Annotated in this window: 15 protein-coding genes and 4 pseudogenes; 12 read left to right on the top strand and 7 right to left on the bottom strand. The window is 58.7% G+C overall.

The window, feature by feature from the left end:
* Window positions 1-161 precede the first annotated feature (161 nt).
* The 8 genes from AAFG16_RS40490 (at window position 162) to AAFG16_RS40455 (ending at window position 12,493) form a co-directional block, all read left to right on the top strand.
* Window positions 162-1,256 (top strand): KamA family radical SAM protein, encoded by a 1,095-nt coding sequence (locus tag AAFG16_RS40490; protein WP_342734380.1) that lies wholly within the window; start codon window positions 162-164, stop codon window positions 1,254-1,256.
* A 2,955-nt stretch (window positions 1,257-4,211) separates the two neighbouring features.
* Window positions 4,212-4,949: an iron-containing redox enzyme family protein gene (locus AAFG16_RS40485; protein WP_283081843.1), complete on the top strand. Its 738-nt coding sequence runs from the start codon at window positions 4,212-4,214 to the stop codon at window positions 4,947-4,949.
* 16 nt (window positions 4,950-4,965) lie between these two features.
* Window positions 4,966-5,922 (top strand): NAD(P)-dependent oxidoreductase, encoded by a 957-nt coding sequence (locus AAFG16_RS40480; RefSeq protein WP_342734377.1) that lies wholly within the window; start codon window positions 4,966-4,968, stop codon window positions 5,920-5,922.
* 5 nt (window positions 5,923-5,927) lie between these two features.
* On the top strand, window positions 5,928-6,542 hold the full coding sequence (locus AAFG16_RS40475; protein WP_342734375.1) for a hypothetical protein: 615 nt from the start codon (window positions 5,928-5,930) through the stop codon (window positions 6,540-6,542).
* A 19-nt stretch (window positions 6,543-6,561) separates the two neighbouring features.
* The gene (locus AAFG16_RS40470; RefSeq protein ID WP_342734373.1) at window positions 6,562-9,240 is read left to right on the top strand and encodes an SUMF1/EgtB/PvdO family nonheme iron enzyme; all 2,679 of its coding nucleotides are present in this window, start codon (window positions 6,562-6,564) and stop codon (window positions 9,238-9,240) included.
* A gap of 1 nt (window position 9,241) precedes the next feature.
* A complete protein-coding gene (locus AAFG16_RS40465) occupies window positions 9,242-9,961 on the top strand; it encodes a class II aldolase/adducin family protein (RefSeq protein ID WP_283081839.1) in 720 nt (239 codons plus the stop codon).
* Entirely contained in the window at window positions 9,958-10,701 is a 744-nt protein-coding gene (locus AAFG16_RS40460; RefSeq protein ID WP_342734370.1) for an FAD-dependent oxidoreductase, read from the top strand. The genes AAFG16_RS40465 and AAFG16_RS40460 overlap by 4 nt, the downstream gene beginning before the upstream one ends.
* A gap of 973 nt (window positions 10,702-11,674) precedes the next feature.
* Window positions 11,675-12,493 (top strand): Crp/Fnr family transcriptional regulator, encoded by an 819-nt coding sequence (locus AAFG16_RS40455; RefSeq protein WP_342734368.1) that lies wholly within the window; start codon window positions 11,675-11,677, stop codon window positions 12,491-12,493.
* A gap of 43 nt (window positions 12,494-12,536) precedes the next feature.
* Here the strand turns inward: AAFG16_RS40455 and AAFG16_RS40450 are convergent.
* Window positions 12,537-12,788 (bottom strand): annotated as a pseudogene (locus AAFG16_RS40450) (transposase domain-containing protein); the annotation flags it as partial.
* 251 nt (window positions 12,789-13,039) lie between these two features.
* On the opposite strand from AAFG16_RS40450, the pseudogene AAFG16_RS40445 reads away from it, so the two are divergent.
* Window positions 13,040-14,228, top strand: a pseudogene (locus tag AAFG16_RS40445) (IS110 family transposase).
* A 63-nt stretch (window positions 14,229-14,291) separates the two neighbouring features.
* On the opposite strand, the pseudogene AAFG16_RS40440 reads toward AAFG16_RS40445, so the two are convergent.
* The 4 genes and pseudogenes from AAFG16_RS40440 to tnpB (AAFG16_RS40425) all read right to left on the bottom strand — a co-directional run.
* Window positions 14,292-14,468, bottom strand: a pseudogene (locus tag AAFG16_RS40440) (transposase); the annotation flags it as partial.
* Window positions 14,407-14,817, bottom strand: coding sequence for a transposase (locus AAFG16_RS40435; RefSeq protein WP_342741055.1), 411 nt, complete (start codon window positions 14,815-14,817; stop codon window positions 14,407-14,409). The gene AAFG16_RS40435 and the pseudogene AAFG16_RS40440, both read right to left, overlap by 62 nt.
* A gap of 19 nt (window positions 14,818-14,836) precedes the next feature.
* A pseudogene (locus AAFG16_RS40430) lies at window positions 14,837-15,568 on the bottom strand (IS66 family transposase zinc-finger binding domain-containing protein); the annotation flags it as partial.
* A gap of 162 nt (window positions 15,569-15,730) precedes the next feature.
* Window positions 15,731-15,922 (bottom strand): IS66 family insertion sequence element accessory protein TnpB, encoded by a 192-nt coding sequence (gene tnpB, locus AAFG16_RS40425; protein WP_342734367.1) that lies wholly within the window; start codon window positions 15,920-15,922, stop codon window positions 15,731-15,733.
* 96 nt (window positions 15,923-16,018) lie between these two features.
* Here tnpB (AAFG16_RS40425) and AAFG16_RS40420 point away from each other — a divergent pair, with 96 nt between their 5' ends.
* The 3 genes from AAFG16_RS40420 to AAFG16_RS40410 all read left to right on the top strand — a co-directional run bounded on the left by AAFG16_RS40420 (window position 16,019) and on the right by AAFG16_RS40410 (window position 18,466).
* The gene (locus tag AAFG16_RS40420; protein ID WP_080134401.1) at window positions 16,019-16,423 is read left to right on the top strand and encodes a transposase; all 405 of its coding nucleotides are present in this window, start codon (window positions 16,019-16,021) and stop codon (window positions 16,421-16,423) included.
* Window positions 16,420-16,767 carry an IS66 family insertion sequence element accessory protein TnpB gene (gene tnpB / locus AAFG16_RS40415; RefSeq protein ID WP_080134400.1) on the top strand — a complete coding sequence of 116 codons (348 nt, stop codon included), beginning with the start codon at window positions 16,420-16,422 and terminating at the stop codon, window positions 16,765-16,767. Before AAFG16_RS40420 ends, tnpB (AAFG16_RS40415) begins: the two co-directional genes overlap by 4 nt.
* Before the next feature lie 70 nt (window positions 16,768-16,837).
* Window positions 16,838-18,466, top strand: a complete 1,629-nt coding sequence (locus tag AAFG16_RS40410) for an IS66 family transposase (RefSeq protein ID WP_194482923.1) — start codon at window positions 16,838-16,840, stop codon at window positions 18,464-18,466.
* 66 nt (window positions 18,467-18,532) lie between these two features.
* Here the strand turns inward: AAFG16_RS40410 and AAFG16_RS40405 are convergent, their stop codons facing one another.
* Both AAFG16_RS40405 and AAFG16_RS40400 read right to left on the bottom strand, forming a co-directional pair.
* On the bottom strand, window positions 18,533-18,928 hold the full coding sequence (locus AAFG16_RS40405) for a hypothetical protein (RefSeq protein WP_342734366.1): 396 nt from the start codon (window positions 18,926-18,928) through the stop codon (window positions 18,533-18,535).
* A gap of 375 nt (window positions 18,929-19,303) precedes the next feature.
* Window positions 19,304-20,917 (bottom strand): MFS transporter, encoded by a 1,614-nt coding sequence (locus tag AAFG16_RS40400; RefSeq protein ID WP_342734364.1) that lies wholly within the window; start codon window positions 20,915-20,917, stop codon window positions 19,304-19,306.
* Between the last annotated feature and the right edge of the window lie 9 nt (window positions 20,918-20,926).

The raw sequence follows: 20,926 nt of genomic DNA, 5'->3' as shown, positions 1-20,926 counted from the left end.
CTGCAAATGTGCGGCTGAGCTGGACAGAGTGCCTCTCTCAACTCCCGACTCTGGTAGCCCTCACCACACCCGGTAGGTATCGATCCACTGTTGTTGCTGTAATGTAGACGAGCAGCTCGTATCGCATCAAACGCGCTGGTCAGGACAGACGAGGTGTCGCAATGGAAACCATAGCTGATCCGCAGGATTGCAAAGCACGCGTACTGAACTTCATCGAAGAAACGCGCGTAGTTAGCGAGAGCGAACTGCAAATCAACAACATCACGCCTTATCATGTCACAAAGTTCTATCGCGAGCAGATTGCCAAAGGCAGGTACTACGATCAGCTGAGGCGCATTGTAGAGCCCTCACTGGACGAGTTCGAGAGCCCAGGCACCTTGGATACGAGCGGCGAACACGACAACACGGTCGTTCCGGGACTGCAGCACAAGTACCCGCAGACCGGCCTGTTGCTGGTGACGGAACGCTGCGGTTCATATTGCCGTTATTGTTTTCGCAAGCGAATCGTGGGCAAGGATTCCGATGAAATCGCACCAGACTTCGATCAGGTCGCGCAGTATATTGCGCGCCATCCTGAGATGACCAACGTATTGCTATCGGGAGGCGACCCGTTCGTGCTTAGTACGGCCAAGCTGAATAGGATCCTTGACCACCTGCTGCCTATCAATCATTTGAGTTCGATCAGATTTGGCACAAAAATGCTCGCCTATGAACCAAGGCGGTTTGAAGATTCTGCTCTGCCGACACTGTTCGAGCGGATTCACAAGGCAGGCAAAACTCCAATAATCGTCACGCATTTCGATCACGTTGGTGAGATCTCGTCCGATGCGGAGCACAAAGTTCGCTCGTTGCGGGCGCAAGGCGTGCAGTTCCTCAACCAAGCCGTACTTCTCGCGAAGGTCAACGATGATCCCAAAATCCTCGCAGAAACCTTCGCCAAATGCCACGACACCGGAGTGCGCCCTTACTACCTCTTTCAAGCGAGGCCCGTGAAGGGCGCTTCTCATTTTCAGGTTGCGCTCCGACGGGGAATAGAGATTGCTCGCGGCGTCAACCAGCGCCTTAGTGGCATCGAGAAGACGTTCAAATACATCATGTCTCATTACACAGGAAAGATCGAAATACTGGATTTGGGAGACGATGGCCGCGTGTACATGCGATATCACCAAAACAAAGTTCCCGAGAAGATCGGACAAATCTTTTCCCGGCCTCACGTCGAGGCTGCCTGCTGGTTGGACGATCTGCCAGAACAATGAGATCTAACGGCGCTCAACGCTGATTACGAACTCGAGCGAGTGCAGCGCGCCGCGACGCTCATCGGAGCCGGCCAAGCCCGGCTGAATCTCCGTCGCGTAGTGCTGGGCAACCCACCTCACTAGTGCGGGAGTCTCGACATGTGCCTTGCTGGCCCTCTCGCCGAGCTGGAGAATTTTGCTCCCGATAGCTGTCCTTCGAAACAACATGCTTTCGGCCTTTGATAGTTGTGGCAGGGGGTGAGATTTCCAGCTGCCACGCTGGGACGCGTTCTGGTGAGAGTGCGGCGTCGCGACGACCCTACTCGGTAGGCCGCATTCGTAGCTTTGGAAGTGCATTTCCTGTTCGGCTTGATCCGATTTCAGGCCTGCATGCGGCCTAGGCCTTCGTCGCACGCATACAGTTCATTCTGGAGTTCGGTTCCGACACGCCATGCGTCTGTTTTCGCGCTTCTTCCGACCACATCCACGCAGCTGTGAGTCGCAACAGCGAACCATAGCCATCCGAATTTGCAATGTGGGGCGCTCTTTTGGGCAATTATCTGGTCTATCCATCTGTTGTTGGGCCCTAAGCAGGCTATGAGCGCGCTTCCAGGCTCTTGGTCATAAAAACGCGGAATGCTCCGGGCGGGTCGCAAGGCGTTCGGCCGAAGACCTTCCATCCGTTCCGAATGTAGAAATCCGGAAAATTGGCGGTGTAAAGGAAGGTCGATCGACAGCCGCACTGTCGGCCCTCTTCTTCAAATGTCTTCAAGATCGCGTTTCCAAAACCCCTTCCGCGCAATTGCCTTGGCAGAAAGAACGTGTCCAGGAACAGCAGTCCTGCCGATGAAAGTCCTATCGACCGCCGAGAGCGCGCTTGGTCGGGGAATCCTGTGATACCATAGCAATGGGTCGGCTATTGCCGACGCCGGTGATGACACCACCGAAATCCTCATTACGCCGCTCGATCTGTACCATGGAAGAAGCGATTACATCCGTTACGACGATGTCCCGGCATGACTTTTCCTTACGTTCAGACTGTTGTAGCGAGCAGCGTAGCCTCAGCCTCAGACGAGCCTGCAATTCGAGATAACCCGGCCGATCGAACTGACGGGCGCGAACCTACGCATAGGGGCTGTTGGCAGTACTCTCGTTGTACACTCTCCTGTTGATCCTCGGCCAGTCTCCTTGCCTGCGTGCTCGCTGCGACAGCATCCCCACAGCGAAGCGAATATCCGCGCTGCGTCGCGTTCCCGCGTCTTAACGGCCTCTCGACGTGGACGTCGGGTTCAGCGAAGTCGAATGGCTAGCAGAGTAACTATTGCGAATGCTTCTTCCACCCGACTGTTCTCTCATGAGGCTGAAGTGGCGCGTGACTGAGACTATATCGCGGGTTGCGCTTCGAAAACTATCCAGGTCCATAGTGGATGTTTCATGGCTGTTGCCCCGCAAAGCACCTTAGGGGCAGCGAGCGCTGCGCCGGCCCGCCTGGGCCTAGAACACTACCCTGCTCCTGGTTTTCGGAAGGCTTATACGTGGTCATGGCGGTTGGCACGGATGTGCCGGTTGGTGAACTCGCGCAACGCGGTGGCGAGGCGAGGAGGCTACCTCAACAACGCTTAAGGCGGGCCGCGACGCAGGCTCGACAGATCAGGCCGATGGCGGCCTCACACAGCCGCACATCGCTGCGCATCTGCAAGTATCTCGATTCAGAGGCAGGGAAGGTGTCGAGGGCACCGTGCAGACGCGCCCACTTTGCTGTCGTCCCACCACCCCGGTCCGCGTGCCCCTTTTTAAGCCCCGATCTTTGCTGCCGCGAGCCGAGACCAGGCATGGTCGTCCAAGGATGATCCTCTCCCGCCTTGCCCAGCCCTTTGGTAGACCGTAAGGCTTCTCGCTACAGCCCGGATAGGCCCCATAGATCCAGGGGCCGTTTGAAGATATCCGTGGTCTGATCCAATCTCTTGACGCTCGCGCGTGCCGTCCGCGATTCTGTTGCAGTCATCAATACGTTCTCAAAGATCGATAAGTAGAGAACGCAGGTCATTCCCTGTTTTTACGTCCTCGCACAGGTCGTCTGCCGGTCTTTCAGTCGGCTATCATGTCACTTTCTCCATCTTTAGCTGTTGATCGGATGCTCGCGCTGCGCCTTCTTGGGGCGCGCCATTACGCACCCTTGAGAAAATCGAGATAGCGGAGATGTTGGGGCGGCTCCAGCGTTGTACTGAACGATGAAAAGCTGGGCTGTTGCCAGAAGCTGCGATCGAAACCTTGTCCATGGTCCGATCTGGACCAGGTGTCCAACCCGCCATTCGTACGCGCCAGCCGTCGATGTTCAGCGCGACGCGAAGCGCCCGAGGCGAACGCGGCGGATTCACCCTCGAACCTGGTCTCAGCGCTGCCCGCCCCTCATCAGCATCTAGTTCGACTCACGATTTCCCTATGGGCGTCCCGACAGAGCGCTGTCTCGCGAGCTCGTGACCTTCTCCAGACGATGGTGTTGGCCTCGATGCTGCGCGGAGGCCCAAAAATCGGTGAATTCCTGCGCCGTGTGGCCGTTTGTCTCGCAACTTCTCGTCGCTGTTCCAATTAAAAAGACTCGGTCGAACAGCGACTGCAGATAGGGCTTCGATCTCGTGATCAAAATCAAAACTGCGCAACGTCTTGCAAGCAGCCATCTGCGAACATTTTCCGGTTTGGCTCGGCGGGATGGGCTGGGCCGGTACAAGGAAGGCGGTATTGGACCAATAGGTGGCATTTTGTTGTAAGGGGCGCGCAGCCGCTCGCCATTGCGTTGATGCATCTTAAATGAAGAGCGCCGTGCGGCCCAAATTTTACAATCTATCATGGTGGGCGTGCTTCTTAGTCTTGAGCGGATTGGAGTACTGCGAAAGACGATGAAATCGCGGTGAATATGTATTTTTATCCTGTTATGAACTCGCACGGAGGGGTGTGCCCGGAATGCTGAGGGAAGCTATGAATAGCGATGCTTTGCCAAGGACCGCGTTTCCGGTGGACAAATATTTCCAGCCAATTGTCCATTGGCCGATTGCCCCATTCATTGCTGAAGCGGAAGCGATTGAGCGGCGCGCTCGAATAGAGGTGCATCCCTTTTTCGAGTACGCAAAGAATCACCCAGATGCTCTAGCACTTTGGGCGAGCCAGGAGGCTGTGGTCACCAACCCGTTTTCGCAGATCCTGCTTCGAGTAATTGCCAGGATTGCGAATGTTCACGTTCGCTCACTTCTGATGCCGGTCGTCGATGGCGAGCACAGCTCAGTCCGTGGCGGGATTGCAGATCGTTCTCACCCGTGGCTCATTTGGAAGTTGTGCAGGTCCATTGGGCTATCAGATCGACCGGTCAAAGTAACCGAAGCGGTAGCATCGTTCATCGAGGCGTTGCAGCAAACTGAGGCTGATCCAATGCGAGCGCTTGGAGCTCTTGGCGTCGGAAATGAGCAAATGCTTCTCGCCGAATATCGAGCGGTGGAGGCTTGTTTCGATACCGCTTTGCCAACAGCAGACTACAAGAGCTTCCTTCACGCGAACATTGGAGAAGACGAGGCGCATACCCGCCTCATCGCTGAAGCGGCGACCGCGCTTGAAAAGCTAGGCTATGACGCGCGGCAGTATCTGGCCGGCGCGTCGCACGGCGTCAGCGCCAGGGTGCGCTACTATGACGAGCTGCTGCGCGAGGCGCAGCTGGGCGTTTAACACAGAGGAAGTGACCATGTCAGACAAGATCTTGGTAACTGGCACCAGCGTTCGCGAGGAATTGCTAAAGCCGCTGGTTGAAGCGGGATTTGTGGTCGAGAACCCGACAAATCTGTTATCTGAGGATGAACTCGCGGCAGCCCTGGCCGATAAGGCGGGATACCTCTTGGGCGGAGACGAGTTTGCAACAGCAAAGGCACTTCAAGGCGCAAAGAAACTCAAGATAATCGCCTTTCTTGGAATGGGGTATCAATCATTTATCGATGCCGATGCGGCTGACAGGTGTGGGATCGCAGTCACCAACACGCCGGGCACTCTCAGCAATGCCGTTGCCGAATTCACAATCGGCCTGCTTTTGAACTCGACCCGCCGCATCCATCAATACGCGCTGGCGTACTCTGAGGGAAATTCCGGGAAGGAAGAAAAACAAAGAGACTTGGCGAATCTGCATGTCGGAATCGTGGGTCTCGGTGGCATTGGCACCCGTATTGCTGAAATTCTGAGATGGGGCATTAATTGTCCCGTCTCTTACTTCTCAAGAACGCGAAAGCCAGCCGAGGAGGCGCGCCTTGGGTTGACTTACCGGCCGCTTGACGAGCTTTCGGAGAGTGTCGACGTCCTGATTGTCATGACACCAGGCAATAACGAAACGCGCGGTTTGATCGGGCGAAGACAGTTTGACAGGTTCAGGCCCGGGCTCATTCTGATCAACAGCGCGCGCGCCGAGATCATTGACCCAACAGCTTTGTTGGACGCCCTTTTGTCAGGAAAGCTCGGCTATGCAGCCTTCGATGGGTTTTACGAGCAGGCCGAGATCGCCGCTGCTGCCAAGTTGCTCATACCGACACGACTAATGATAACCGGCCATATTGCTTCGCTTACCAGCGATGCGCGGGATGCGATGGCCAATCGGGCGGTCGCGTCGATCATCAACATGATCAAGTCTGGCAAGGACCCCTATAGGGTCAGGTGACCGAAATGCGCGGCCCTGAACTGCGGCGCAGCACGACCGACCAGATCGTGTTCGCCTTACTTTGGGTAGCTGTTCTGCTGCTGCTCTTCTTCTGTTTGATGCTGGTTACGGTCAATTACTGGGGCATTCGGCTCGGCGCAATTGATTATCAAAAATTCGGCTCTTGGGGCCAGGTTGTATCCGGTAGCGCGACGTTTCTTGGCGTAATGACCGCGTTGGTGTCGCTCATCTGGCAGTTTGGGAAAAATCGGAAGGAACAAGAACAGAAGTCGATTGATGAACAGACCGCGGTCTATCTCTGGCTCACGTCGCAGCTCGTGCAAGAGGATGTCACAGATCTGGTGAGGGGCCGGCAGTGGGATCTCGAAATACAGAACCTGACAAAGGCGCCGATCTATGTTTGGCGGGTCGAAGCTGAGGGCCGGCCCTTGGTGGATACGCAAAGGCCGATTTTGCCCAACCAGAACACATTCAATGTGCCGCTGCTGGACGATCGGGAGCCGAGCCAGATTCCAGAACCGGTCCTGTATTTTGTGTCTCGGGAAGGGGGGTGTTGGAGACGCTCCGCGACCGGGACTCTGACGGCGCTGAGTCAATTTCCGTGTATGCGAGGTTCGTAAAGTATATTGCGAGGAACAGATGGATGGCGATGGCCCGAAAAGGCAGCGAACTCCTGAAGAGAAAGTGATCAGAGTAGCGCCATCATCCTCTTCCGTTCGAAGATCACTCGCCGACGGCGAAGCACAGTATTTGGCTGCAGCGATCGCCAAGCTGGATAGCCTGGAGTACGGAGACCCTGCCGAATTCGTCTTCGATCGGTCCGGTCGGGCTGCTGCCCGGCGTAGCAATCTCCGCGAGCTATGGGTGCCGCCGACATTCCGAACTGCCGATGAACGAAATGTCGAGCGGGATATAAATGCTCTTTGGACGACCACAGAGCAATGTGCGGTCGTGATTGGCCATCCGGGATATGGCAAGTCGACCCTTGCTCGGTTCCTGACCACCAGATTTGCTCAAGAATTTCTTGCAAGCAAGTTGGACCGCTTTGCGTTCTACGTGCCACTCGCGTCTTTGAAGCTAAAAGACAGGACCAATCAGCGGGCGATCGTAGAGTGTGCACTGCGAGCAGTTGAACTCGAGTTGGATGAAGGGGCGCTCCTCGAATTGGAAAAATCCCTGAAGACCGCCACGTTGATTTTCGACGGCCTGGACGAGCTTCCACTGACGCACGGAACCGGCGACCAGATACCTACACGGATTGAGGCTGCCGCTTTGATACGAAGCGTCAACATCCCAAACAACGAGAGCTTCCGGACAGGTGGCCTCAGCACAATTGTGACCAGCCGCGTGGCCGACTGGCACGAGGACGATCGAACCAAGATAAGGCCAGCGGCCCTGTTTGAAATCTCCAATTTCTCGCCAGAACAGGCAAGGGAAGCAGTGGTTCGCTGGCACGACGTTGCGATTGGACTTCGCGCAGAAGAAGGGCTTGACACAGCAGATCTGGAGAAGCGCAAACTCGATGTAGCCAGTGCAATTTCGACGAACTCCGAGCTCGGTGCTGTTTGCTTGACGCCGTTGATGCTTAACATCCTGCAAACGATCTATTCGGACGAGAGCCGCGATATCCCCTCATCTGTGAGTCAATTGTGCCTCAGAGCTGTTGACCGGCTCTTCATCAAAAAGCACCTGTTCGGCGAACAGAAGCTTCTCGTTACCGAACATGCAAGCTGGATACTGGACGCGCTTGCGGAAGCCGCCTTCACGGCGCAAGAACGGCTCGTACAGGGCGGGACAAAGATCCTGACTGACGAAGACCTTCGGCGCGTCTCAAAAAACACGTGCCGGCTCTCGGAAGCGACGCTCTTTGAGACCCGGGAAAACCTTATCACGAGCATTGCGGCTCATATTCGGCGCGGACATGGCATCTTGCCGCCGCTGCGGCGAAATGAATACGACTTCGCGCACAACGTGTTTCGGGAGGTGCTGGCCGGTTATGCGTTAGCCAAGCGGCCGGTCACTCAGCGACGCGGTTACGCATTGCTCGAGAAGTGGCATCCGCCGATCCGGTATTGGGCCGGACTGCGGGCGGCAAGCGAAGAAGGAAAGAACGAAATAAACGCCTTCGTTGGTGAATTGAGAGGTGGGCCTGGAAGCCGCACGATCGAAGCTGCTCTGGCCCGAGCCGAAATGCTCAGCGAAGTAGTATCCGTCACGCATGGTCAGAACTTGATGCGGGACCTCAAACAGAGGATCCTGGCGACCCAATCCGAGTTGCTCAAGTGGCTGAGCAGGCGTTCGCTGCCGTTCTCGAAGAGGATGCGGAACGGCGATCTTCTGGGCACGTTAGGCGACCCGAGGCTCGAGGCCGAGTTCAGTTCGAGGCTATTCTGGCTAGAGACCGGACCCAGGCAGATTGGGCGATCGACCAACCATATCACGAGAATAACGAAATATTCCAGCGTTCCTGCCTCACCTCCCATCAAGGGAATGCTAAGCCGCTATGCGTTATCGGCGTTCTTGGTGACCAACGCCGAATACAAGCAGTTCCTGGATGATGGAGGCTACAAGCAGCGGGAGCACTGGCAGAGTGCCGAAGGATGGACGTGGGCAAGCGGTGATGATGACTTCCGCAATGCCGTCCTGAACCGTGCTCGGGACGTTGCACCGACGCACCTCACGAGTGAAGTGCTTGGGCAGCGCCTGATTGCTGAAGACTTCCCGGATCAATGCGAGCGAATGATAAAGCGATCTTCCCCGATGTACTGGTCCGCCCCTTCACACAACAGGCCAAATCAACCGGTTGTCGGGGTGAATTGGTGGGAGGCGCTGGCTTATGCGAGCTGGATCGACGCCCGGCTTCGCAAGGAGGGAAAACTGGACAAAGGTCAACAGGTACGTCTGCCGACAGAAGCCGAGTGGGAGAGCGTGGCCCGGCAACTGAGTGGAGACAACCCCTATCCCTGGACGGAGGGGGCTCCTTACGAGAACGCTCATTTGCGGGCCGCAGAAAGTAACGAGGAGGCGAGGGCCCTTCGGCCCTGCGCCGTCGGGCTATTTCCGTTCAATTCGAGTGGTCTTCATGATATCGTCGGCAATGTCTGGGAATGGACGCTTTCAAAAGCAAAGCCATACTCTGAAGAGGCCTTCCGGCAAGAAGCAGACGTCTGTGGCCTGGACGATCGGGTTGCGCGCGGGTCCTCGTGGCTATCGTCCGAGATCGAAGCGGCGGAAATAACGTTCAGAAGCTTTGATCCTCCATACAATGCATATGAAGATCTTGGAATAAGACTTTGCGTCGCTGAACGAGGGAAGTGATATGCACCTTGTCAACGCCAAGATGACAGATGCATGGCGAATACTTGGAAAGCTGAATTACGTTGACGCAATATTTAATCACATTTCAACCGCATGGGTCGACGGTCGAGGACGCATCTTTGTTTCCATGAATCCCGATGGTGTTCTTGCCGTTGAAATGACGCCATCGGACTGGATCACGGTTCCTCTCGATGAAATTGACAAACTGAATCCAGAAAAGCTGGGTGTGAATGCCGACGGATATAAGCTTCATCGGCTGATCCATAAGGTACGGGCGCGACCAGGTAGCGCGTTGCACACGCATTCCGAAAATGCCTTGGCTGTCGGCACAACCGCCGCAGGGCTTCTTCCAGTCTCGCAGACAGCCGTCGAACTCATTCCTGAAACGATTTGTGTCGAGTATCAGGGACTGTTCCGTGAGGCAGAGATTGACCCTGCCCTCATGCGACTGTTTGAGACAGGAGGAGTTGGCCTGCTGCGCAACCATGGGCTCCTCGTCGTGGCCCCAAACATCGAGGAAGCGGTCTATTTGCAGCACTATATGGAAGTTGCATGTAGAGTGCAGATTCTGGCTCTCTCGCTGGGAGGATCTCCATTGACGCCTCCGGGTCATGTTGTGACGCAGACAGCAACGGAGTTGCGCAAAGATCGTGCCGCGGCGGCAGAAAAATTGTTCAAGGCGTTTCAGCGTGTGCTCTTAAATACGAGGGCTTCCCGATGACAAAGTCCATCTGCGTCGTGGGAGCTGGTGTCGTCGGTCTCACCACTGCAATCGTACTAGCCAGCCGGTATGAAGTGCAAATCATCGCTGACAAGTTCGGAGCCGATACTGATTCGGTCAAAGCCACAGCTGTGTGGCACGTGTATCTCGTCCCTGAAACCGCGGAAGTACTTGAGTGGTCTTCGGTGACGCTGCAACGATTGCTTGATATATCCCGTCTTTATCCGGAATCCGGCGTTGAAATCATTGGTGGCGTTGAGCTCTTTAGAGCCCAGCGGAGGCATGTGCCCGCCTGGTCGCATATTCCACCCGAGTTCGCGTTTTTAACAGATGACGAGCTGCAGAGATTTAATGAGCCGGAAGGCGCGCTCCATGGCTCCATTAGCTCACTTTCGAATGCCCCTGTGAAGTGGGGGTACAGATTGAAGGCGCCGGCGGCGAAAATGTCCTCTTATCTGAACTGGCTAGTCGAGCAGGCCGAGAGGAGGAACGTGCAGTTCAGGCGACAGCACGTCGAGCGCTTGGCTGATCTCAGCTGTCAACATGATATTGTCGTTAATTGCACCGGATTGGGAGCCGCAACCCTCGTCAACGACGAAGCTTTTGAACCTTACAAAGGGCAATACTTTGTGGTCGCATCCAATGACGGATCGCCCATCGAATATATTGGAGACGACGACCATCCAGACGGCATGGCCTACGTGATACCCAGGGGGGGGAGAGGTCATGATTGGCGGTAGTGCGGAGGCTGGCCTGAATGACCTCGTCGAAACCATCAAGTGGTCGGACGTGGTAGCCCGGGCCGGCCGTTACGTTCCTTGGGTTCGGCATAGTGCAAGCGAACGGCCTCGGCAGCTCGTCGTCGGAGTGCGGCCAGTAAGGCCGTCAGGCCTCAGGCTTGAACGAGAGATGTTAGAGACGGGTACATGCGTAGTCCATAATTACGGACACGGTGGGTCCGGATTTAGTCTCTCTTGGGGATGCGCAAACGCCGTGTCGGCCCTTATCGGTTGATCAATCCAGTACCTTAAACGGGAATAACTTCGGATGCGTGAAGCTCGACGGTTGCTCAGATCTTCACGCAACCAGGCGGTGTGGCGGGTCGTGATCCATCCGGGAGACGGCATCGGGATCATCGCTGCCATAGCTTGCCAATGTCGCGGACTGCAGCGCTTAGTGGTGCGGCATCTACATCGCTGGGGATCCTCATCAAGCCTCGCCTGAATAGTCGATCTCGATTGCGTCTTGCTGTGGGCTGCCGGAGCGAGTGAGACGCGCCGAGCTCTCACCACTCTCTCTGGTAGGAGACCCATTCGTCGCCAGGTGGGCATCCTTCGGCGCAGGTGGAGGCGGCCGTCGTTGTCGAAGTGCAGGCGATGGCGGAAGGCGGAAGCCCGGATCGCCGCCCAATAATCTGACACGGCGTCCAGGATGCTCCTGAGCTCCCGTTCTCAACGAGGTCGCCATCGGCCTGCTTCTATCACGTCGGCCGCTAATCGGAGACTATCCCAATCCGTATCCATAGAGGCGCTTCTCCGCGCGTTGCCTAAGGCGGCAAGGCCGTCGGCCACGCTCGATGCGTTGAATCCACCGAAAAGGACGATTTGATGCGGGATTTGGGCGTTGCCACGAGGCTCATTGCGCAAATCAACATAGCAGAATCGCTAGAGTCAGCTGCTCGGCTAGATCAATTGCCAAGAGACAGGCCACACTATGAGCGACCCCGTGCCCGATATCTTGGAAGGGCTCGACCGCCCCGCGGATGCCGTCCTGAAACAGGTGTCCGATACACAGCAAATGCTTCGCCGGCCTGGAAAGGCTCGTGGCCCTCAGTCCTTTGTCAGAAACGCAATTCTAGCGAAATGTTTTCCTCAAGACCTGGCGGCCCTAGGGCCGTTCCTTGAGCCGATTGTCCTGAAAGAACGGACCCTGCTACAGGAGCCGAAAAGGCCCCTTGATCATGTCTATTTTGTCGAGTCGGGGCTCGTCTCACTCAGGATTGTCGCGACAGGTAGCCTCCTGGAGGTGGCGGTAATAGGGTATCGTGGCGCGATTGGTGCTTCGCTTTTAATGGGCAGACAAATCTCGACGCATCAAGCTGTTGTGCTCTTTCCCGGAAATGCGCACAGGATTCGTGTGGAGGATTTGCGCCGCGTGATGAATGATCGTCCTGAAATCCGGGAACATCTTTCCAGGTACGATCAAGCACTCGCCCTGCATTGCGCCCAGACAGGATTGTGCGGGGTCCGGCACGGCCGCGAAAGGCGGCTCGCGAGTTGGCTCTGTCTGGCTAGCGACGCCGTGGACGCTCGTGTGCTTCCAGTTACCCATGAGTATCTTTCTTCTGTCCTGGGATTGCGCCGGGCCGGGGTCACTGAGACTCTAAGCCAATTCGAAGAACAGAAGTTGATTCGCAAAAGGCGCGGTCTCTTAGAGATTGATGAACGCAAGTGCCTCGAGCAAAGGGCATGTGGTTGTTATAGGCTTGTTTCAGACGCTTATGCGTCGTGCGAATCGTACGCATCCGGCTAAGGTCCCTGGCTAGGGTCGTTCTTAGGCGGAAGGCTGATGGTGCTTAAGCGGCGTGGGCGACGCTTTGAGGCTGCCAATTCCAAGGCAGCAGTTCGTTGATGCGCTTGGCAGGGTGATCCGGTAGGCGCGCCAGCACGTCGGCAAGCCAAGCCTGCGGGTCGATATCATTGAGCTTGGCGGTGGCGATAAGGCTGTAGATGGCGGCCGCACGTCGGCCGTCCTCATCGGAGCCCGCGAAGGTCCGATTCTTTCGTCCCACGGCGAGCGCCCGTAGCTCACGCTCGGGAGCATTGTTAAAGGGCATGATGTTTTCAGCGCTCAAACCCGGTGGAGAGGACTGGTCGTCCGGATTAGTCTGTCGAAGCCGGGATAGGGGCGCTGGAGCACGAAACGGTGGCAGGCCGCCATGACCATGAGCTGTGAGCTCGCTTTGTTACTTGGCCGCCCCCTACGACTTGCCCGGCTGCGCTGCGAGCGCGGATCCGTAGATGTCGTGCAAGCCACTGGCTCCTGAGACAAGGAGAACCAAGCATGCAAATCGTCGGCATGGACATCCACCGATCGTTCGCCCACGTGGCGATCCTGGAGGACGGAACAGTAATCCGACAGCTCCGCGTAGATCTCGTCCACGATCGGCTTGTCGCCTTTGCCAAGACACTCAGCCTCGAAGATGAGGTGGTCATCGAGGTGACGGGCAACAGCGCGGCTGTCGAACGTATTCTGCGCCCGCACGTTAAGCGCGTCGCGGTCGCCAATCCGAGGCTCGTTCGGGCGATTGCCTATGCGCGAGTCAAAACGGACAAGGTCGATGCTGGGACCCTGGCAAAGTTGCATGCTGCCGGCTTCTTGCCGGAGGTCTGGGTTGCTGACGAGGACACCTACAGCCGCCGGCGCCAGATGGCCGAGCGCGCTGGCGTCTTGGCGCAGATCATCCGGATTAAAGGACGCATGAAGGCTATCCTGCATGCCAACCTCATCCCGCCCTACAAAGGCTATCTCTTCGGCAAGCGCGGACAGCATTGGCTGGACAGTCTGCCTCTCCCATCGGAGGAGCGTGCAATGCTCTGGCGTCTGATCGTGGAACTCGAACGCGTGACGAAGCAACTGTCGGAGATCGACAAAGTCGTGGCCCAGCAGGCTCTGGAGATCCACGGGCTCTCTCAAGCTGATGACGATCCCCGGCGTGAGTTCGGTTGTCGCATCGAGTGTACTGGCCTCCATCGGCGACATCGCACGCTTCCCGTCGCCGGATAAGCTCAGCAGCTATTTCGGGTTGACTCCGCGGGTTCGGCAGTCAGGCGAGCACCCGGCACGGCATGGCCGGATCTCGAAGCAGGGCAACCGTGACGCCCGCAAGATGCTGGTTGAGGCGGCGTGGTCAGCCAAGACGGCGCCGGGTCCGTTGCGAGCATTCTTCAACCGAACGCAGAAAAAGCACGGGGCCGGGGTCGCAGCCGTCGCGACGGCGCGCAAGCTCGCAGTCATGATCTGGCACGTCCTGACGACCGGGAAGGACTACGCTTACGCGCGGCCAGCGTTCACGGCGATGAAACTCCGGAAGGTGGCTCTGAAGGCTGGGGCTCCCCGTGCCTACGGCAAGGCTGGCCCGGGCCGGGACTATTGGATCAAGGAAATCCGCGAACGGGAAGCTGGTTACGTCGCACGCGTCGAGCAGGCCTACGAACGCATGGTGGCTGCCTGGAAGGAAAAACCAAAAAAAGCTGCCACGAACTGAAGCTAAGGACTTCTCAACACCATCCGTTGTCATGCAAAGCCGTCCGTCATCGAGGAAGCGGCTAAATGCATCCCACCGGCTGAGGCGGTAATTGATCGCCTTGCTCGTGTCGTTGTTCCTGGAGAGCTTGGCGCGCTGCTCGCGCAACCACGCCTCCAGCTCGATGATCAGAGGGCGGCTACGCTCCTGGCGCACACGCAAAGGGTCCTGCGCAGTAAAACCGTTGATCTCGCGTTCGATAGCGAACAGAACATCGATGCGCTTTACCGCCTCGGCCGCGATCGGCGCCTTGCTGAGCGCGCGAGATCAAAGAACTTGCGCCTGCCGTGCGCCCAGCACGCGGCCTCGATGATGGACCGCCCTTGCGATTGGCCTCGTAGAGTCTGCCGAAGCCGGCGTAGGCGTCGGCCTGCATCAGTCCGGCATAACGCGCCAGATGCTGCTCCGGATGCGCAACGCCACGATCGGGCGAGTAGAAGAAACCGCCGCCGGCGGATCTGGGCCGGCAAACGGACGGTCGTCGCGCACATAGATCCAGAGCCGGCCCGCCGGATCTTGCCCTTGGCCAAGACCGGCACCGTGGTGTCATCTGCGTGGATACGCTCGGCCGCGAAGACGTGACTCCGGATCGCCTCGACCAGAGGCATCAGGGTCGCCGCGTAGGCACCTACCCCTTGCGCGAGCGTCGAAACGTCGAGATCGATGCCTTCACGCTGGTAGACATCGCTCTGACGATGAAGCGGAGGTGCAGCCGTACTTGGCAAACAGAAACATGGGCCAGCAGCTTGGGCCCTGCACGCCCGCGCGCAATCGGATGCGAGGGGGGCCGGCGGTTGGGTCATCGCTTCGCAGGGCCGGCAGACGAGCTTCTCGCGCACGTGCTGGATCACCTTCCACTGGCGCGCAATAAACTCCAGCGTCTCGGTTACGTCCTCGCCAATCTTGCGCAATCGGCTGTCGCCGCAGCACGGGCAGGTAGCCGGCGCCGGATAGACAATGCGCTCTCGCGGCAATTGCTCCGGCAGCGGCCGGCGAGCTTGCTTGCGGCGCTCGAACGATGGCACCGCAATCTTCTCGGCTGCCACCTTCGCCGCGGTCTCTGCTTGCGCCGCGTTCTCCAGGTCGGCAAGCTGTAACTCGAATTGGTCCAGCAACGCGCCTCGCTCGGAGGACTGCCCGAACTGCTCATGCCGCAGCTTCTTGATCGTGAGTTTGAGCTTCTCAATCAACAATGTTCCCGCCTGGGCTTCCGCCTCCGCGGCCAACCGGGCCGCTCGCTCGGCGCGCAGAATCGCCTGCAGCGTGGTCACATCGTCGGGGAGAGAACCATCAGCGCCCATCGCCGACCAGAGAATCACAACACGCAATGTCTGTCCGGACTGCTGATCGTGCCACGGATTCAAAATCCCAGCGGTCAGCCGGCTACTGCGGCCGCCACGTGTGTTGCGGCATCCCCCAATCGATGCCCTCCAGCAGGTAGCCAAGCTGGACTGGGGTGATTGTCACCACGCCATCAGCCGCGACGGCCACAGGAAGCGGCCGCGCTCCAGCCGCTTGGCGTAGAGCGACATGCCCAGCCAATCATGCCAAAGGATCTTGATCAGCTTGCCGATCCTGCCACGGACCACATAAAGGTCGCCGCCGTGCGGGTCTCGCTTGAAGGCTTCCTGCACCAGCAAGCCCAGCGAGTTCATGCCGCGACGCATATCAGTGTGGTCGGTCGCAATCCACGTCTCCCTCCGGTGAGGGCCGCCTTGTCGGGTTAATACCAGTGCTGTGTAACAGCCCTTATGGACAGCAATAAGTTCAGTGCTCAGATTGAACGGTTCGAGGTTGTCGAGACTGGCCGTCGCCGTCGCTGGACCGATGATGAGAAACTCAAGATCGTTCTGGAGAGTTTGCAGGCCCCGCGCGCGGTCTCGTCGACAGCACGACGATACGGCATCTCGCGCTCGCTCCTGTTGACTTGGCGACGATCGTTTGGGACGCGGACGAGCAATACTGAACAACCTCAGCCAGCGTTTGTGCCAGCGATGGTGATGCCGGACCAACCGCCGGCGCCGCCAGTAACTTTAGCGGGGCCAGCGAGCGGACGCATGGAGATTGTCGTCGGCAAGGCCTGTCGGGTGATCGTGGACGCCGGCGTTGATATGACCGCGTTGTCTCGCGTATTGGATCTGCTGGAGCGGCGATGATCCCGATCGCGGCAGGGGCGAGGATCTGGATCGCAACCGGTCACACTGACATGCGCAAAGGCATGCAGGGTCTGGCATTGCTGGTGCAGGAGGGGCTGGGGCGGGATCCTTTTGCCGGCGACGTCTTTGTGTTCCGTGGTCGTGCTGGCACCCTGATCAAAGCCCTTTGGCACGACGGGATCGGGCTGTCGCTCTACGCCAAGCGACTGGACCGTGGCCGCTTCATCTGGCCGGCGACGGTGGATGGCGTGGTATCGCTGACCGCAGCTCAGATGGGCTATTTGCTGGAGGCGATCGACTGGCGCAATCCCCAACACAGCTGGCGGCCGCAGAGCGCAGGATAGGTTGCGCAATAGTCCCGTGAGATTGCAAAAAGCGCACGCCAAATCGTCGCTTTTGTGATTCCATCGGTGCATGGGTGACGGTCCCCAGAAGCTGCCGGAAGACATTGAGGCGCTGCAAGCGGCGTTGCTGGCGACGCGCGCCGAACTCGCCAGCGTTCGCGCCCAGCAGTCCGACGACCATGCTCTGATCGCTCACCTGAAGCTGCAGATCGAAAAGCTGAACCGTGATCGTTATGGCCCTCGCTCGGAGCGTACCGCAAGGCTGCTGGATCAGCTCGAACTGACGCTGGAGGAGCTCGAGGCCTCAGCGACTGAGGACGAACTCGCTGCCGAAATGGCCGCGGCCAAGACGACGAAGGTGGCCTCGTTCACGCGCAAGAGGCCGTCGCGCCAGCCGTTCCCGGACCATCTGCCTCGCGAGCGGGTGCTCGTGCCGGGACCTGTGGCGTGCGCCTGCTGCGGCGGAGCGAGGTTGTCCAAGCTCGGGGAGGACATCACCGAGACGCTGGAGGTGATCCCGAAGTCCTGGAAGGTGATCCAGCACGTCCGGGAGAAGTTCAGCTGCCGTGATTGCGAGAAGATCAGCCAGTCCCCGGCGCCGTTCCACGTCATCGACCGTGGTTGGGCCGGCCCCAGCTTACTGGCGATGGTGCTGTTCGAGAAGTTCGGCCAGCACCAGCCGCTGAACCGTCAGGCCGAACGCTATGGCAAGGAAGGCGTGCCGATCAGCCTGTCGACCCTCGCCGACCAGGTTGGTGGCTGCACTGTTGCGCTGACGCCCTTGTTCCGGCGCCTCGAGGCCCATGTGCTGAGTGCCGAGCGATTGCACGGGGATGACACGACGGTGCCGGTCCTGGCCAAAGGCAAGACCGACACCGGCCGCATCTGGGTCTATGTACGCGACGACAAGCCTTTTGGCGGGCAGGCCCCGCCGGGAGCAGTGTTTTATTACTCGCGCGATCGCGCGGGCGAGCATCCCCAGGCCCATCTGGCCGGCTACAACGGCATCTTCCAGGCCGATGCCTATGGCGGCTATGGCAAGCTTTACGACCCGAGCCGCAACGTAGGTCCGATCCTGGAAGCGGCGTGTTGGGTCCATGCCCGACGACCGTTCTTCGTGATGGCTGATCTGGCGGAGAATGCGCGCCGCAAGGTACAAGGCAAAAAGCCAGCGGTGATCTCGCCTCTGGCACTGGAAGCAGTCCGTCGGATCGACGCCTTGTTCGAGATCGAGCGAGGCATCAACGGCGAGACGCCCGAACGGCGCCGGGCCGTCCGCCAGGAGCTGAGCGCGCCGCTGATGGCCGATCTGAAAGTCTGGATGCGTGAACAACGCGCCAAGCTCTCCCGGCGCAACGACGTTGCCAAGGCGATGGACTACATGCTCAAGCGCTGGGATGCGTTTACCCGCTTCCTCGACGATGGCCGCATCTGCCTGTCGAACAACGCCGCCGAGCGAGCCCTGCGCGGCATCGCCCTGGGGCGGAAGTCTTGGCTGTTCTGTGGCTCCGACCGCGGCGGCGACCGTGCCGCGATGATGTACAGCCTGATCGTCACAGCCAAAATGAACGACGTGGATCCACAAGCTTGGCTCGCCGACGTCCTGGCACGCATCGCTGCACATCCCGTACAACGGCTCGACGAACTTTTGCCCTGGAATTGGCGCGACCGAAATAAGCAAGTCAACCAAGCAGCCTGAGTGACCGCTACGCGGTCCTCACCGGATGCTTACCAATCCACACCCGCACGCCCGGAGCAATGGGTATCACCGTAGGCGTCCATCCGCCAGCGCGGCCACGGCGGCCTTCGGCGTCGCCGCGTCGACAGCGCCCGTGATCCGCATCCGAGCCCCGGCCGCAAACTCGATCTCGATCGACCCGCCGCTGCTAGCCGGCGCGACTGGACAGGGCGTCGGACCTGCTTCCGCGACCACCATCGCGGGTACGAAGCCAGGGGAATCGGCGGCATCCTTCGGCTCAGGCCCAAAACGAGCGCCGCCATCGCAGCAGCGCGAGCAAAATGGTTGGCAGATCACGGGTACCGAGACCTGCTCGGCGGCGGAGTTGCGAAATAGCAAGAATCTGCCATCGCGCATCGTGTAGCCGAGAACGAAGTTCTCCAGCCGCAACCCGTGCTCATCGGTGCGAATCGCTTGATGCACAATTCGTCTCACCCCTGCAAACCCGAGCTGACAGCTGGCGCGTACCCGTTTGGGATCACAAATAAGGCTTCCTAACCCGCACGCCGGTACCCACGGACTTTTGCGGATTTGGCCCAATCACCGCGGCGAAGTGGCTTCCGTCAAATTCTCCTACCAGGCCAAGTCGGCAAGCAAGTAGGTCCAAGTTCGCAAAGGGGGCGCACCGATCTTCCATCGGGCAGCATCCGACGGGCAACTAAGTGGCTGGTGTGGCGTACTGCCTAGCGGTCCTACGGCGACCCGCGTGATAGGCGATCGCGTGTAGTGGCCAGAGATAGCCACGGCGTGATCACCGGGCAAGACCTCGCTCGCAGCCTGATCCACGGATTCGTGCTTTCAGCGTACCGAGCCGAACGGGCGCTCTAGCATGCGTCGGACGCGTACGGGCTCAGGACCTATATGGAACGCACTGGCTTGCCGGTCCAGCGCACGTTCCGATTGCGTCGCGCGGTTTCGTTGGCGCAAGTAATCGAGCCATGTTGGGCAATGATAACGCTCTGTCCACAGTTCAGGATCTGCAATGTCGCGAGCAATGGACCAGCCATAGGCTCCGTTGCGCTGCCGAAATAGCTGGACCTCTTGCATCACATTATGGAAGGCGCGTGCATTCTCCTGCAGGACGCGATATTCGATTTCCACTACAAGCGGTCCGCTGCGTCCGGTCAGCGGCAGGCGAACCTTAGGATCGTCGAGCATCTCGGGCTCTTCGCCTCGCGCGCCGATGCGCGGCATGGGCAGCCAAAGCCCAAGCAGCGGCGAAGAAAGTAAGAGGGCGGCTGATACTAGGAGAGCCACGTCGACCCCGGCCGCATCTGTCACGTGGCCCCAAGTCCAACTGCCGATAGCAATCCCGCCGGAGCTAGCGGCCTGATAGGCCGCTAGCGAGCGCCCCGCTACCCAGCGGGGCGCCGAGAGCTGCAAGCCAACACTAAAGAGCAACCATATCATCATCCACATGGCGCCCGCCAACACCAGCGCGATAGCAGTCAAAACTGGCTCGCGGCTGAGCGCCACTCCAGCTATCGCCCCGCCCATCGACACAGCGCAAGCACGGATCGCTGCCTCGCCGCTCATGCGCTTGCGGACCTCGGTGATGTTGAGCGCCCCGATCACCGCGCCCAGCCCAAAGGCGCTGGCCATCATACCGTATATTTCTGCGCCTCCATGCAAGAGATCGCGAGCCACTAATGGCAGCAGGGCGATGATCGCGCCTCCGATCAGACCGATGACCATGGAGCGGGTCAGAACGATCTTGATCGGCGGCGAATTCATAATGTAGCGCAGGCCAGAAACCATTGCGCGAATAAGCGTTTCCGGCGGAAGAGTCGGCGGTTCAGTGATGCGCTTCCAAAGAAACAGCGCGGCTATTAAGGGTAAATAGAGCAGAGCGTTGAGCGCGAACGCAGCCACCGCGCCCGCGGCAGCAACGACGATGCCGCCAATCGCAGGCCCCACGCTGCGTGCGATATTATAACTAATACCGTTGAGCGCGACGGCCGCAGGCACGGCTTCGGAGGGCACCTGTTCGCTTACCGAGGCTTGCCAAGCGGGTCCCATCAGAGCCATGCCAGTCCCGACGGTAAAGCAGAGTGCAAGCAGAATATTCGGCGTGACCATGCTCAACCAGGCGAGCATCGTTAGCGTAGTCGCGGCGGCGAGCGTGATACCCAGCGACACGAGTGCCACTATGCGCCGGTCATGCATGTCGGCGACCGCACCGGCCGGCATTGAAATCAACATGACCGGCAGCATCAGCGCGGTCTGCACCAGCGCAACTTTATCGGCCGATGATGTCATCTGTATCATCGCCCAGGCGGCGCCTACGCCCTGAATCAAAATACCAAGATTTGACAGCAGGCTCGCGAGCCAGATGCGGCGAAATGTTGGAAATCGTAACGGAGCAGTGATCCGATCCGTGGCCAATTCCTGGGCATTGGACAGATCGGTCATCACAGCTCC

The organism is Bradyrhizobium sp. B117 (genome assembly GCF_038969555.1).
Taxonomy (GTDB): domain Bacteria; phylum Pseudomonadota; class Alphaproteobacteria; order Rhizobiales; family Xanthobacteraceae; genus Bradyrhizobium.
The sequence above is the reverse complement of the archived record's forward strand: the minus strand, read 5'-3'. Positions and strand labels throughout refer to the sequence as shown.